Genomic DNA, 14,596 nt, shown 5'->3' with positions numbered 1-14,596 from the left:
ATAATCAATTTTAATTTTCTATAAGTTGAAATATATGTTTGATATGAGTGAAATTCTAAAAGAACAGTTTCAGAAGATTATTACCATCGAACCAGCGGATTTCGAATATATATTGGGCCATTTTACCTATAAAAAGTTTAAAAAACACCAATTTTTAGTACAAGAGGGCCAACAAGTTACTTTCGATTATTTTTTAATTTCAGGATGTGTTAAATCTTATTACACTGATGAGAATGGGAAGATGCATATTCTACTTTTTGCACTAAGAGACTGGTGGATTACCGATTATGAAGCATACTATTATCAGAAACGTGCAATTGTGAATATTGACTGTCTAGAGGACACGGAGGTGCTGTGTCTGAGTAATGATAATAGAGAAAAATTATGTCAGGAGTTCCATCAGGTTGAGCATTTCTTCAGAAGGAAAACCAATCGCAGGAATGTTGCTCTGCAGAATCGCATTCTTTCTTTATTGAGCAGTAATGCAAAACAACGTTATGAAAAATTTCTTTTAGAATATCCCTCGCTTGCACAAAGATTGCCAAAGCATATTTTAGCATCTTATCTCGGCGTTACCCGCGAAACACTTAGTCGATTGTATGTACAAAAATAATTTTGATCTACGTCACATTATTTTTGTGCGGTAGATCCTTGTATACCTTAATACTTACAGCGAATTTTATCTTGTTAAATGATAAAAATGAAGACAATGTGGAACGATACAAAATTTACACGATTATTAGGGATTGATTTGCCCATTGTTCAAGGACCTTTTGGAGGAAAAGTGTCATCTATTGATCTTACTGCTATTGTTTCCAATAGCGGGGGGCTGGGTTCATACGGTTGTCAGCCTTTTGATGCAAATGAGATCGTGAAAATTTCGGAAGGGATTAAGAAAAAGACAGACAAGCCTTTCAATCTCAATCTTTGGGTAAAAGACCGAGATGATAAGATAAGGGATTTTGACGATTTAGCGCTTCGTGAGGTAAATCAGCTTTTTAAACCTTATTTTAATGAGGCGGGAATCGAATTACCACGCTTTCCATTTGCCGATAGCCCTTCATTTGAAAACCAAATTGAAGCTATTTTTACAATAAAACCTGCAGTATTTAGTTTCGTTTATGGTATACCATCTGCAGATATTCTAGAAAAATGTCGTCAATTAAATATCAAAACGGTGGGTGCCGCTACGACGCTAGACGAAGCTATTGCTATTGAAAATGCCGGCGTTGATGCATTAGTCGCTACAGGTTTTGATGCTGGGGGGCATCGGGTTTCATTTCTTGATAAACCTGAGGAAAGTCTCATCGGAACATTTTCGCTGATCCCCCAAATCGCTGATCACGTGAATATTCCGGTTATAGCAGCCGGCGGGATCGTAGATTCTCGAGGTTTAAAAGCTGCTTTTTCACTAGGTGCTGATGCTGTGCAGATGGGGACAGCATTTCTAGCTACCGAGGAGTCAGGTGCAAGTCAAGCACACCGCAAGAAATTATTCTCTAAGGAAGCACGATACACTACATTAACAAAGGTATTTACAGGCAGATTATCGCGAGCAATAAAAAACAGGTTGACAGAAGAACTTAAAGCTTATCAGGAGCAATTAGCCCCTTATCCATTACAGGGTAAGATTGTAGGAAAACTTGGTGCATACCCTGCAAATTCTGAATCCGATCCGGAGCTAAAATCATTTTGGTCAGGGCAGGCAGCGTCAATCTTAAAATTTCATCACGCCAAAGATTTAATTGATCATATTATTGCTGATATGGGAACATCTTAATAGAAAAAAGAAATCGCCAGCAATTATCCTGTTGGTGTGGTGATGCTAATCATGACTCCGACATTCCGCCACTTTAACCCCAGTCTTTCTCAGGTAGAAAAGCTCTGGAGATATCATTTTGTGAGCCGGATAAATGTTGAGTGTTATTTATTTATTTATTTATTTAGGCTTTAAATAAGCTGCGCCAAAAGACTTGGCGCAATTCCAAATTGCTTCTTAAAAGCATAGGAAAAATGGGAAAGGTTTTCGAAACCTACTTCATAACATACTTCTAGCGGCTTTTTTTTCTTTTCAGCAAGTTGATAATAGGCAAGTTCCAGACGCTTAAATGTTAGCCACCGTTGTGGAGTCATTGTAAAAGCTTTTTTAAAATCACGTTTGAATGTTGTCAGGCTTCTACCTGTCAGATAGCCAAATTTCTCCAGTGGAAGATTGAACATAAAATTCTTTTCCATATAATTGGCAAGGTCGATTTTCCCCGGTGCTTCAAAATTTGCGAGGACATGATCGATCTCCCTATTCAATGCCCTGAGAATACTTATCGCTTCCGTAATTTTAATAGATGCAATGTCGTCAGGGACACTCGCCATCTCAAAATAAGGCATAAGTGATAGCAGGCAGCTTTCCAACAATGGATGGTTATTGAAACGGAAAATCTTGGATGATTCTTGTGATTGACAAACAATGTTCTTGCCCGCGTAAAAATTCTTTAATATTTCCAAGGATAAATGCATGACCACTGTTTTGTGGGGCTCACCGTCTTTAGGATAATTAATAATGGTAGCTAACTGGTTTCTCGGGATCAAAAAAATGTCTCCTTTTCCAAATAAATATGTATTATCTGCTTGTACGATCTTTGTTTCACCTGAAAGAAACCATACTAACATATGTTGGTCAAACATAATGTCTGACCTGAAGAATTTGTCTTCATAGCTGGAGAGTTTTATATCTTCTGTAATATATCGGGCTTGGTATTCCATGATTTTTTAGCTTTTTGCAGGAAATCAATAAAGTAAAGATAAGAATTTTTCACCTTCTATAATTTTTAAAACAAGTGATCCGAATAGGCCTAAGTATATTCAAACCACTTGTCAACGTCGGTATTTATGGCCTAAACAAAATTCCGCTCATCTCCTCACTCAACTTCCATAGTTTCTTTGCATAGTTTTCATCTAACGAATAAGGATTTACACCTTTTTTATGATTAATATCCGATGATACCTCGGCAATATCTCCATCTTCACAGTATACGCCACCGATATGATCCAATAAAGGGCTCGTTGCGCACCATACTGTTGTTGCTGCTCCTTGTGGAACGGATTTTAAAGATGCAGCGATTTCAGGTAGCATATGACCATCTGCATCTACAAATCCCATTTTTTGAAACATCTCCAAAGGAGCCTCTCTGCCCAACTCTGTACCACCGATAGAACCTGGATGGACAGCATACGACCTGATATTAGAGGATCGTCCGCGGATGTCCAACTCGACAGAAAAAAGATTAACCGCAGTCTTGGATTGTCCATATCCCAATAAGGTTTCATATTCTCTTTTGAGAAAATTAGGATCATCAAAATCAAAAGGCGCAAAATGATGACCATGAGAGGAGACATTCACCACCCGCGCGCCATTAGCTTTTTTTAATGCAGGCCACAATCTTGCGGTTAGTTGAAACAAAGCTAAGTAGTTGGTAGCAAGTTGTGATTCTATATTTCGTTCATCTCTACGCAATGGAACCCACATAATACCGGCATTGTTGATCAATAAATGCAGAGGTCTTCCAGAAGCAATAAAATGATTGGCACAGGCATCAATCGACAAGGGAGACATTAAATCCATTTCAGTAATTTCTACATTGGCCAAACCTTGCAGATTCTGTATTGCTTTTTCAATATTTCGTGCAGGTACGATTACGGTAGCCCCAGCTGCTGCCAGTACTCGCGTGGTTTCTAGCCCGATCCCCGTGTTTCCTCCTGTGACGACCACTGTTTTTCCAGTAAGACAAATGTTATTAACAACCTCGTTCGCTGTTGATTTTGCATTAAAGCCTGATCCTATAGCTTGCTGTAGAGTCCCTTGATAATTATTCTTTTCCATGCTGACTATTTTTAGTGTTATTGAATAATACAAAGTTAAGGTAGATCCTCAGGTGCTGTTTTGTTTAAAAGGCCTAATTCACTTTGTTCAAAAGGTCAGTTTATTCTGATCGGATTTGTCGTATATACATTTCTGATTTTAGAAAGCCAAATCTCAATAGTCTCAGTGCTCGCGCGGTCAGCTTTATCAAAAAAGAAATGCTCCTCGACCTGGAAGCCACAATAGGTATAGATACCCTTATCTGAGGTTAGCAATAAGGCCTTATCCATACCAATTGCAGCATACTCTTCATTGGATTTCCCATGAGTATTAATGATTATAGCCTGTTTCCCCCTTAATAGTCCTTTCTGCATTCCTTGATCATAGCTATAAGCAAATCCATAGCTAAATACCTTGTCAATGTACCCTTTCATTATTGCTGGCATACCTGTCCACCAGATCGGATAGATAAAGGTGACGAGATCCGCCCAAGAAATGTATTCTTGTTCTTTTTTAATGAGGTCATTGACGATGCCTTTTCGCTGTCCTGTCATATCGTCCAGAGACAGTACTGGATCAAATCTTATACTGTAAAGATCTCGGACGATTACTTCTAATCCCCGCTGTTCCAGCATTTTTTCTATACACTGTTTAAATTGAGCATTCAAGCTTTCTTGATTTGGATGCGCGTAAATAATAAGATGTTTCATACTGTTATTTTAATTGATTGAACAGTACAAATTTAAAATAGGGAGCACCGGAAAAATTGTAAGAAAACGAAAAGGCTATTGATCGATAGGTTGGCAGATATCCCGCTGAAACTTTAGGTAATTTCTGGGTGATAGCCCTATAAAATACTGAAAGTCATGGATAAGTTGGCTTTGATCATAATAACCACATTGGTCAATGATTTTAAACCAGTTTATCTTTTCATTAGACAAATTAATCTGTTGAATCAACTTTATGGTTTTTAAAAAGCGATGGTAACGCGTGATCTCTTTTGCACTGAAACCAAAGTGTTTTTTATGTATCAATTGGATGTTTCGTTCACTTTGTTGCTCTTTAGCTGCTATAGATTTGATTGGATTTATTGCGCTCGATTTAAAGTTGGCTAAGAGCTTGGAAGTGGCATTTTGTGAATTGAGGTAGGGTCGGCAGAAATTGATTATATACGCCACCTTTTCCTGAACGCAATTTATGCAGTTCAGTTGGGTCCATATATAGGTGAAACAATTCTCATTAAGGGCTTCATCGGGATGAATAGGCAGATCGTTTGATAAAACGGTTTTACCGAAAAAGCGGTAGAATGAGTCATCTTTGAAATTCGCAACCAGTATACTGGAATTTTGGGGGATACCATATTCAAATGCAGACTTAATAGGCCCCAGGACAATACATTTCCCAATTTCAATTTTCTTTTTTTGCTTAGAAATCAAAAAAGCAGCGGGCCCGAAGCTGAAAACCATTATGGTTTGGAAAGACGGTAAAAGCGTTTTGGTGATTGTTGTTTTAGTCTTATTCTCAGCAAAATAAAAATGAGAGAATATTGCTTCAAACTCTTGTGGAACAGGAATTCTATGATCATCATATTTTAATTTGTCTGAGTCCATTTATTGGTCACAATTTAGGAAAAAACGAACGTTATCTTGGTATATTAAAATGTATTTCTATAAAACTTTTGGTTGTGAAGACTTGTTCGATAAATAACTATTGGATTGTAAGGTGAGCTTTAATAAGTTAAAATAAACAAACGCAGTCATACGAATTCTTTTGGAAGAGGAATAGCCAGGATACTGTGGGTAACGTATTAATATTCATGAATTTATATTCCAATAAATTTAAAGAATTACCTTACTTGCATTATAAATTAAAACTATAAAAATATGAGAGCAATCTGGAATGGAGCAATAGGTTTTGGATTGGTAAATATACCAATCAAACTGTATTCAGCTAGTGAATCGAGCACGTTAGATTTAGATATGCTAGATAAAAGGGATCTCGGCAACATCAGATATAAAAGGGTAAATGAAAATACCAACAAAGAAGTTCCTTGGGAGAATATTGTAAAAGGCTACAAAATAGAAGATAACTATATTGTATTGGATGATGATGATTTTGAGGCAGTAAGCCCGGAAAAATCAAAAATTTTGAGCATCAAACAATTTGTTAGCGAAGATGAAGTAGATGTGGCCCTTTTTGAAACACCCTATTTTCTTGAACCTCAAGCACATGGTGATACTGCCTATAAATTATTGTTAGAAGCACTTCTGAAAACCAAAATGGCAGGCGTGGGATCCTTTATCCTTAGAGAAAGGGAAATCCTCTGTATGATTCGTCCTTACCAAAAGGAAATTTTGATGGTAAACAGAATGCGATATCCTGAGGAAATGAGAAGTTATGCAGACCTGAAAATTCCAAAAGGAAAAGCACCTAAAGCCGAAGAACTGCACATGGCAGAAGCTTTAATTAAATCATTAGCGGAGGCTTTTGATCCGTCGAAGTATAAAGATACCTACAATGAAGACCTACTGAAAATTATAAAACAGAAAGCAAAGGGTAAAAATATAAAATCTAAAAAAACAAAAGAGCCAGAAGAAAAAACAATAGATCTTATGGCAATGCTAAAAGCTAGCCTGGAATCTGGGAAGAGAAAAGCAGGATAGATTATCAAAGTTGGACATTTGTAATCATCATTCCTTTAACTTTTAAGATGGCACTAGAAGAATCTCCTATGAAGAGAAACTTTAAGTCGACTTGCTGCTTTCGTCAAGGTTTTTAAACATAAACCTCAATGGTGTGGAACTCAATAGTCAACCCACCTTTGCCTAACATTTGTCCAATATCACACCCGCATTACACCCGGTGGTCTGCCAGGATCGCCTTGCCAATGGCAAAACATATTCAGGCAGATAAAGAATATTTGATCAACTTCAGTCTTGAGCTGTCCGCAGATAAACCTTGGATCATGAAAGGGCAGTGCTTGCCGCCGAACAGATTCAGTTGAGCGGTCCTGGCTATCCCAAAAAGATTACCTTTGCCGACTTGGGCAAAAATGGCTCCTGGAAAAATATTCGTTCAGGAGCCGTTTTTGTTTAACGAAATACGAAATTGTATGTTAAAATAAAGTTCGGATACTTTGCTCCACCTTGGGCATAATCATTTCACTAAGCAATTTGTATCTTTTATACTTTGATTTTCGTTAGTTTTGTCATTCATCTAACATTGAAAATAACCTTTAATGGATAATATCATTACATCTATACATAAACATTTCGATATAAATAGCGAGTCTTTGGAAATATTGCTTAAGAATTTAAACCTGCTAAATGTCCGAAAAAAGACAAAACTGATACAGCCAGACAGAACTGATAAAAACATTTATTTTGTTGAAAAAGGTATTGCCCGGGCCTACACCATACTCGATGGAAAAGAAGTTACTTCGTGGTTCAGCGAAGAGGGGGACTTACTTTATTCAACAAATAGTTTTCACGGACCTGTGCCAGGGTATGAGACAGAAACAGTGCAGGTTCTCGAAGATTCGGTGTTGTATTATATGGCAATTGACCAATTGGAAGTACTTTGCCGCAGCCATATCGATATTGCCAACTGGATGCGGTATGTGCATCAAAGAGCTTTTGTGCAGATGGAACGTCGGCTAATCAACCGCTTTTATCTTTCTGCCGAAAAAAGATATGAAGATTTTATGGTTAACCATGCTAAATTGATCCGTCGGGTAAATTTGGGATATATAGCGTCTTATCTTGGAATATCACATGTGACCTTGTGCGCGCTGCGAAAATAGTGCTATTTCTTTAACTACTTAAAAATTACTCCAAGCCAGATTGTTTATTTTTGCATTTTAACCAACTATTTTGAGCATGCAAATTTCTAATGCTAGTATTGATCAGGAAAGAAAGGTCTGGGTTGATGTATTACGTTTTGTCGCTATTTTTATGGTGATTGCCATTCATTGTTCGGATCCATTCAATGTATCGGCCGAGGCAAGGTCTAATCCAGATTTTAATTATTGGGGATCCATTTATGGATCAGTGCTCAGGGCCTGCGTACCTATTTTTGTGATGATTACGGGATTATTGTTGCTGCCTGTGAAAATGAGTATTGGTGAGTTTTATAAAAAGCGTCTGCTGCGCATTACTGTTCCGTTTTTATTGTGGTCCGTACTTTACAACCTTTTCCCCTGGATAACAGGATTATTAGGACTTCCGTCAACGATCATTTCAGATGTATTTGCCTATGCAGCCAAAGATTCTTCACAGTCTTTGGAAAGCGCACTTGTTCAAATTTCTTTAATTCCGATTAAATTCAATGTCTATACCGTCCCAATGTGGTATATCTATATGTTGATCGGTTTATATCTTTACATGCCCTTCTTTTCCGCATGGGTTGAAAAGTCAACCTTATGCCAGCAGAAAGTATTTTTGGGAATTTGGTCATGTACACTGGTTTTACCGTATGCCTATTCGTTTTTCTCAAAAGAGTTATTTGGACTCAGTGCATGGAATACTTTTGGTACATTCTATTATTTTGCGGGCTTTAATGGATATTTATTACTCGGATATGTATTAAGCCACAGTTTGAAAGCATGGTCTTTTCGCAAAACACTTTTAGTAAGTATACCATTATTCACTGTCGGTTATGCGATTACATATATTGGTTTTAAATGGATGGCATCTAATCCGAATTCTAGTGAAGAACAGATCGAGCTGTTCTTTTTATATTGTTCCCCCCAGGTTCTTATGATGGCTTTAGCTGTTTTTTTGTTGGTCCGCACCATTAAGCTAACTTCAGATAATTGTAAGAAAGTTTTCTCAAATATTGCAAAATGCGGATTTGGCATTTACCTGGTGCATTATTTTATAGTTGGCTTTGGCTATTGGCTCGCTAATGTATTTTCCATCCCCATATCGCTAAAGATTCCCATTACCGCTGCGATTGTCTTTTTGATTTCTTGGGCATTTGTTGCATCGTTTTATAAAATGATGCCAAGAGTATCGAAATGGATATTCGGATAACGAATTGTACCTGATGTTTTATAATTAAATACTACTTAAACAGCAACTAGCTAGAGCTATAATTAATTAATGATCGAGATTTCCATATCTGCCAACATATTCAATATAAATTAAATAATTAGACTAGGAATAACAATGTAAAGATGTAAATTTGAGGCATCACCAATAATAAATTAAAGTTATGATATATCTAGGAATTCTCATCTTTTTCGGACTTATAACATTATTTGCTTCTTTTTATACCGTCAAACAGGAGTCTGCTGCTGTGATAGAAAGGCTAGGCAAATTCTTAAAAGTGAGCCATGCAGGTTTACATTTGAAAATTCCGTTTTTTGATCAGATATCTAAACGTCTGAATCTTAGGATAAAGCAATTGGATGTTATCATTGATACCAAAACGCTAGATAATGTTTTCATAAAGATGAAAGTTTCTGTTCAGTATCAGGTAATCAGAGAAAATGTAAAAGATGCATACTATCGTTTGGAAAATCCTGAAAATCAAATTACATCCTATGTTTTTGATGTGGTGCGTGCTGAGGTACCAAAAACAAAGTTAGATGATGTATTTGTCAGAAAAGATGATATTGCAATTGCAGTAAAAAGCGAATTGCAAGATGCGATGCAAAGTTACGGTTACGATATTATCAAAGCTTTAGTAACCGATATTGACCCGGATGAACAGGTAAAACATGCAATGAACAGAATCAACGCTGCCGAACGTGAAAAAACTGCCGCAGAATACGAGTCTGAAGCCCAAAGGATACGAATTGTTGCAGTAGCTAAAGCGGAAGCTGAATCCAAAAAGCTTCAGGGACAAGGTATTGCAGATCAAAGAAGAGAAATCGCCAGAGGATTGGAAGAATCTGTAAAGATGCTGAATGCCGCTAATATCAATGCTCAGGAAGCATCTGCTCTAATTGTGGTTACGCAGCATTATGACACCTTGAATGCTATCGGAGCAAATAGTAGAAGCAATTTGGTTTTACTTCCCAACTCGCCAACAGCAGCGAGTTCCATGTTGAATGATCTAGTTGTTTCCATGGCAGCAGCACAAAAAATAGACGAAGATGCTAAAGGTCAATTCCCTGTACTTCCGAATGATAGGGGACAACAGGAATAAAAATCTACAGGAGTTTCAAATGCAAAAAAATAGCCAGTTCTTTACTGGCTATTTTTTTTAACCCTTACTCAATTAAGAATACCTTCCATTCATGTTCATGTTTCCATTTTACATTCCACATTCTGCCGTCCAATTGGTCGAACAAGATGAAATTATAAACATTCACGGTTGGATAAAGCATAAATCTGCCATTTTTCTCATCGTCTTTATTTACTAGGGCGGCATCCGATAGCGGATTTACTTTTTTATTTTTCGTATCCCACTTGACTTGCCACATCTTCCCATTTCTTGTATTTAATTTGATAAAAGTATAGCCATTTTCCGTCGGAAAAAGTCGAAATACCCCCGTACTATCAGTAGCAGTATGCTGAAAAGGTAGATTCGATGCCTTCTGAGCAAAAGATGTAATTGTAAATAATATAAATAGTAGCGTTACCAATCTTGTTTTCATAATAATTGTATGCTTAAAAACTTAATAAGAAATAAAATAATTGTTTTGAAATTACAAATTGTAGATAGATTATGCAACATATTGTTTTAGAATTACTGTTAATAATATTAGTTTTACCCTCTGTTGAAAATCGATTTTTATTTTAGGGATTTAAAATTGCTTTACAAAACCAACTGTGAACTGTCTGTTGCTATAGCCCGGAAACAAAGAAATCGTACGCTGATCATCTCCGCCGATATGGATTTTATCGTAAAGCCAATAAGAGAGTGTCGTGGATAGGATACCGATGCCAGCCCCGGCAGCAACATCACCTAGCCAATGTTTATTATTATACAGGCGCAGAATGCCCGTTCCGGTAGCCACGGCGTATCCACCTACACCTATCCAGGGTGACACCTGCCAATATTCCCTACGCAAGAATTCAGCAGACGCAAATGCCAATGTCGCATGTCCCGAAGGAAAAGACCGCCTATCACTTCCATCAGGTCGTTCTTGACGGGTCAACCTTTTGGTAGAAAACACAGTTGCCGTTGAGATCCCTACAGACATGGCATATACAACAGCTTCTTTTTTTACAGAGCTTTCACCTTTTATACCAAATGCCTGAAGTGCGAAAACCGCTGCTCCCGGCACAATTCGCGTATAATCATCAATCTTTGTACTAAAATTGGGGTGATTTGCTACGATTTCATTTCTGATGTCAAGATTTATGTTTTTAAAGAATTTAGCATCTGTTGCTAGAAGACCATAACCGATTAGGGCAGCAGGTACAATAAATTGTTTTGCCTTAAGTTTAAATAGAGATGAATTAAAAAGACTATCGGTATTGTTATCCTGTATAGTTAAACCATCATATTTTGGCAGACTACGCAAGGAGTCAGTCTGTGCGGAGACTGTGAATGGTAGTAATAGTAATAATAGAAATCGCATCATTCGGTACATTTTAAATAAATATTATTTAAAAGAGGAGGAAAAATAATTAATAGAAAGAGCAAAGCTACCAAAAATTCTATATTACAGCAATTGATAGAGGAGAGAATGAAATGGTCGATGGATGGGTAAATTCTTTGATTTTAAAACTTTTTCCATACTTGTTCATTCAGCTTTTGCGGAGCCACATTGCCAGAGGGGCTAATATAAAAGTCAGTCCCCAAAGTATTTGAAAGAAAGGGCTGAAATTACTACTGTGACTGAATAGCAAATCAATATCCGAAAGTCCAAGCTTCCATCTTCTGAATGGTTAAATTGCGTATATTTGAGTGTTAGCTGCAATAATTTAACCAAGATGATGTCAAAAATCTTTTATACCTTTTTAATAGCTGCATTACTACTATTTCAAAATTGTGGTGGTCGAAAAACAGAAAAGAAAACTCCGGAAATAGAACCAACAATCGAAGAGGTTGCAAAAGACAGTACCTATCTAACATCAGATATCGATTCCTATGCTGATAGTGGTTTGCTGTCAAAAATCCCTGTACGGGATTTTCCGATAATAGACAGCACCAGGTTTGAGAACTTTGAAAAGTATGGTATTCGTGACAATGATTTTCTGAAAAGAATTAAGTTTGATGCGGGGCACGCTAATGCGACAAATTTTAGGATCAACTATAGAGTTCCTTTCTCTGAGAATTTCGGTACAGTAGTCATATCCTATCAAAGCGGTGAACACGAATTATTCACCACAATGATTACAATTGATAAGCACAATAAAATAATCGATAAACTAGACATTTCTTATGACGAAATAGCTGAATCTGCGTTCAGTAAGACCGGTAAAATAGAAAAACACAAAATAACAATAATAAGCAGTAATTGGATGAATGAAACTCCTCTTTTTGAAAGTGAAACGTACATTTTAGAAAACAATGGTAAGTTTATAAAAATACAGACCGATCCGAAAAGTGAATGAATTTACACTGAGAACCAAGTAAATCCAATTAATTTAAAGATGTTAAACTGATGCCAACAAAACTAAAGATTATATCGCATGAATTTGTGAACGAGAGTTATCTTAGGCTCGAAATAGTTTCAGGTAATCAGCCTTGCGGCACCATCGATTTGATTACAGAAAAAGCAAATTTCAACATCACTGGCAAATATTTCTATAAGGGAATGGAAACTATTAAAAATATCCAATTGGAATATAAAGGCAAGGAATTGGTTTTTACATTTAGGAATAAAAAGCATCTATTGTTTACTTGTGATAGGACGGTGTTCACAATAATCAGAACGTACACGCAAGCTTTTCAATAACAGGCAAAAAAACAATAGAATTCACTGGGATTAATCTGGATGTATACTGAATGTACGGTTTATTGCGATAATAACTAAAAACTAAAGGAGGCTGTTTTTTCATTAGGGACAACCTCCATTTATCATGAATAGTAATTTATGAGAATAATGCTTTTTTTAATGCTAGCGCAGCAAGCTCTGTTGAAAATTTAACTGCCTCTATACTATCCAAAGGATTTAGTAATCCATAGTCATGGATAAAGCCATTGAATGTTTGGATGGTCGTTGGAACTCCAGCTTCATCTAATTTTCTTGCATAGGCTAATCCTTCATCGAAAAGAATATCGTTTTCCGCCAAATGAACTAGGGCAGGGGGAAGACCTTTCAGTTTTTCCAATGCTGCATTGAAAGGAGTAGCATAATACTCTTTCCGCTTTTCGGTATCAGGCAGATAATTATTCCACATCCATTTCATTAACGGCGCGGTAAGGAATCTTTCTTCAGCATATTTTTGCCAGGAACCGCGGGTAAAATCAGCATCAGTCACCGGCCATAGCAACAATTGGAATTTGATTTCCGGTCCCCCTTTATCCTTGGCCATCAAACAGAGTACAGTTGTCATATTACCGCCCACGCTATTTCCAGCGGCGGCCATATTTTTCCCGTCCACACCAATTTCAGCACCATTTTCCGAAACCCATTTCGTGGCGGCATATATTTGATTGATTGCTACTGGATATTGTGCTTCGGGAGAAGGGGTATAATCTGTAAATACTGCTGCTGCGCCACTATTTACAACCAGGTCTCTCACTAATCTCCTGTGAGTGGGGTAGTCTCCCAAAATCCAGCCACCTCCATGGGTGAACATAAACACCGGAAGATTTTCAGAAGTAGCATTAGCTGGTTTTACGATATGGATATTGACTGTAATGCCGTCCTGGGTAATCTCTCTTTCTGATTCGATAATACCCGAATAATCCACTTCTACTGACTTTTGGGCATCAACCAATACCTGTCTGGCCTCCTGGGGTGTTAATGTTTCCAATGGTTTTCCACCGCTGTTATTCAAAACTTTTAGAAAATCTCTAATGCCGGAAAGGATCTGAGGATCATTTTCTGCCTTAATGTTCTGTGCCATAATTTAAATATTTATGATTAATAAGTAATAACCATATTCAGGTCATCAATGTTTATATTTTTTCCAGTTGCTCAACAAGTACTTTTGCTATTTCTTTAGAACTGAATGGATTTTGGCCTGTAACGAGGTTCTTATCCACTACAACATTTGAGGTCATAGGAATAAAAGCTTTTCTTAAATTGGCGCCTCTGTTTTTGATCGCCGCCTCGAGATTGAAGGGCACTTCGCGTTTGCGTCTGGCAATGGTTTCCTCGAACCAATCAAATCCGGTGATTGATTTTCCTTTGATCATATATTCACCATTGCTCAGCCTTACATTTAGCAATCCACCTACACCATGACAGATTGCGGCGACTAATTTGCTATTTTCATATTGTTGGCGAATAATTTCTTGGATATTCTCATTGTCTGGAAAATCATACATGGTAGCGTGTCCACCAGCCAGATAGATACAGTCAAAAGGTTCATTAGTTACTTCATACAGATCTTTCGAATGGTTCAGTTCATCCCTAAATATTGGGTCTTCATAATAATTTTTTGATATTTTGTCCAGAACCAGCGGTTTCAGGCTTTCAGGATCAATAGGCACATGACCGCCCTTTGGACTTCCTATTGTTATATCCCATTTTTTCTCTTTTGCCTTATGATAAATATGGGTCAGCTCACTGAGCCATAGTCCAGTTGGTAGACCACTTGCATATCTATCGATGTTGGTAACTACTAATAAAAGCTTTTTCATGAATCAATTATTTGACAATCCTAAATT

At 37.1% G+C, this 14,596-nt stretch carries 16 protein-coding genes; 8 read left to right on the top strand and 8 right to left on the bottom strand.

Going from position 1 to position 14,596, the window contains the following annotated elements; all coding sequences use genetic code 11:
- Positions 1–43: 43 nt before the first annotated feature.
- Complete coding sequence (locus BWD42_RS05625) at positions 44–613, top strand: Crp/Fnr family transcriptional regulator (protein WP_077435773.1); 570 nt, start codon at positions 44–46, stop codon at positions 611–613.
- A gap of 96 nt (positions 614–709) precedes the next feature.
- The gene (locus BWD42_RS05620; protein ID WP_077433964.1) at positions 710–1,780 is read left to right on the top strand and encodes an NAD(P)H-dependent flavin oxidoreductase; all 1,071 of its coding nucleotides are present in this window, start codon (positions 710–712) and stop codon (positions 1,778–1,780) included.
- Between the two features lie 170 nt (positions 1,781–1,950).
- Here the strand turns inward: BWD42_RS05620 and BWD42_RS05615 are convergent, their stop codons facing one another.
- From BWD42_RS05615 to BWD42_RS05600, 4 genes are all read right to left on the bottom strand, one after another.
- Complete coding sequence (locus BWD42_RS05615) at positions 1,951–2,760, bottom strand: helix-turn-helix domain-containing protein (protein WP_077433962.1); 810 nt, start codon at positions 2,758–2,760, stop codon at positions 1,951–1,953.
- Positions 2,761–2,884: 124 nt separating this feature from the next.
- Entirely contained in the window at positions 2,885–3,877 is a 993-nt protein-coding gene (locus BWD42_RS05610; protein WP_077433960.1) for an SDR family NAD(P)-dependent oxidoreductase, read from the bottom strand.
- Between the two features lie 95 nt (positions 3,878–3,972).
- Entirely contained in the window at positions 3,973–4,566 is a 594-nt protein-coding gene (locus BWD42_RS05605; protein WP_077433958.1) for an NAD(P)H-dependent oxidoreductase, read from the bottom strand.
- A gap of 75 nt (positions 4,567–4,641) precedes the next feature.
- Positions 4,642–5,466, bottom strand: coding sequence for a helix-turn-helix domain-containing protein (locus BWD42_RS05600; RefSeq protein ID WP_077433956.1), 825 nt, complete (start codon positions 5,464–5,466; stop codon positions 4,642–4,644).
- A gap of 273 nt (positions 5,467–5,739) precedes the next feature.
- Between BWD42_RS05600 and BWD42_RS05595 the strand changes: the two genes are divergently transcribed.
- From BWD42_RS05595 to BWD42_RS05580, 5 genes are all read left to right on the top strand, one after another.
- Positions 5,740–6,519: a Ku protein gene (locus BWD42_RS05595; RefSeq protein WP_077433954.1), complete on the top strand. Its 780-nt coding sequence runs from the start codon at positions 5,740–5,742 to the stop codon at positions 6,517–6,519.
- 295 nt (positions 6,520–6,814) lie between these two features.
- Positions 6,815–6,952 (top strand): hypothetical protein, encoded by a 138-nt coding sequence (locus tag BWD42_RS24650; protein WP_175991964.1) that lies wholly within the window; start codon positions 6,815–6,817, stop codon positions 6,950–6,952.
- A 142-nt stretch (positions 6,953–7,094) separates the two neighbouring features.
- Positions 7,095–7,658, top strand: coding sequence for a Crp/Fnr family transcriptional regulator (locus BWD42_RS05590; RefSeq protein ID WP_077433952.1), 564 nt, complete (start codon positions 7,095–7,097; stop codon positions 7,656–7,658).
- 76 nt (positions 7,659–7,734) lie between these two features.
- Entirely contained in the window at positions 7,735–8,889 is a 1,155-nt protein-coding gene (locus BWD42_RS05585; RefSeq protein ID WP_077433950.1) for an acyltransferase, read from the top strand.
- 181 nt (positions 8,890–9,070) lie between these two features.
- Complete coding sequence (locus BWD42_RS05580; RefSeq protein ID WP_077433948.1) at positions 9,071–10,009, top strand: SPFH domain-containing protein; 939 nt, start codon at positions 9,071–9,073, stop codon at positions 10,007–10,009.
- Between the two features lie 64 nt (positions 10,010–10,073).
- Here the strand turns inward: BWD42_RS05580 and BWD42_RS05575 are convergent, their stop codons facing one another.
- Positions 10,074–10,460: a hypothetical protein gene (locus BWD42_RS05575; RefSeq protein WP_077433946.1), complete on the bottom strand. Its 387-nt coding sequence runs from the start codon at positions 10,458–10,460 to the stop codon at positions 10,074–10,076.
- 150 nt (positions 10,461–10,610) lie between these two features.
- On the bottom strand, positions 10,611–11,393 hold the full coding sequence (locus BWD42_RS05570) for a phosphatase PAP2 family protein (protein ID WP_175991963.1): 783 nt from the start codon (positions 11,391–11,393) through the stop codon (positions 10,611–10,613).
- A 352-nt stretch (positions 11,394–11,745) separates the two neighbouring features.
- Between BWD42_RS05570 and BWD42_RS05565 the strand changes: the two genes are divergently transcribed.
- Positions 11,746–12,369, top strand: coding sequence for a hypothetical protein (locus tag BWD42_RS05565; protein ID WP_077433942.1), 624 nt, complete (start codon positions 11,746–11,748; stop codon positions 12,367–12,369).
- 480 nt (positions 12,370–12,849) lie between these two features.
- Here the strand turns inward: BWD42_RS05565 and BWD42_RS05555 are convergent, their stop codons facing one another.
- Together BWD42_RS05555 and BWD42_RS05550 are read right to left on the bottom strand one after the other, a co-directional pair.
- Positions 12,850–13,830: an alpha/beta hydrolase gene (locus BWD42_RS05555; RefSeq protein ID WP_077433938.1), complete on the bottom strand. Its 981-nt coding sequence runs from the start codon at positions 13,828–13,830 to the stop codon at positions 12,850–12,852.
- A 52-nt stretch (positions 13,831–13,882) separates the two neighbouring features.
- Positions 13,883–14,569, bottom strand: a complete 687-nt coding sequence (locus BWD42_RS05550) for a type 1 glutamine amidotransferase domain-containing protein (protein ID WP_077433936.1) — start codon at positions 14,567–14,569, stop codon at positions 13,883–13,885.
- Positions 14,570–14,596 lie beyond the last annotated feature (27 nt).

Source organism: Sphingobacterium sp. CZ-UAM, from assembly GCF_002000245.1.
Classification (GTDB): domain Bacteria; phylum Bacteroidota; class Bacteroidia; order Sphingobacteriales; family Sphingobacteriaceae; genus Sphingobacterium.
This window is presented reverse-complemented; position numbering and strand designations above follow the sequence as displayed.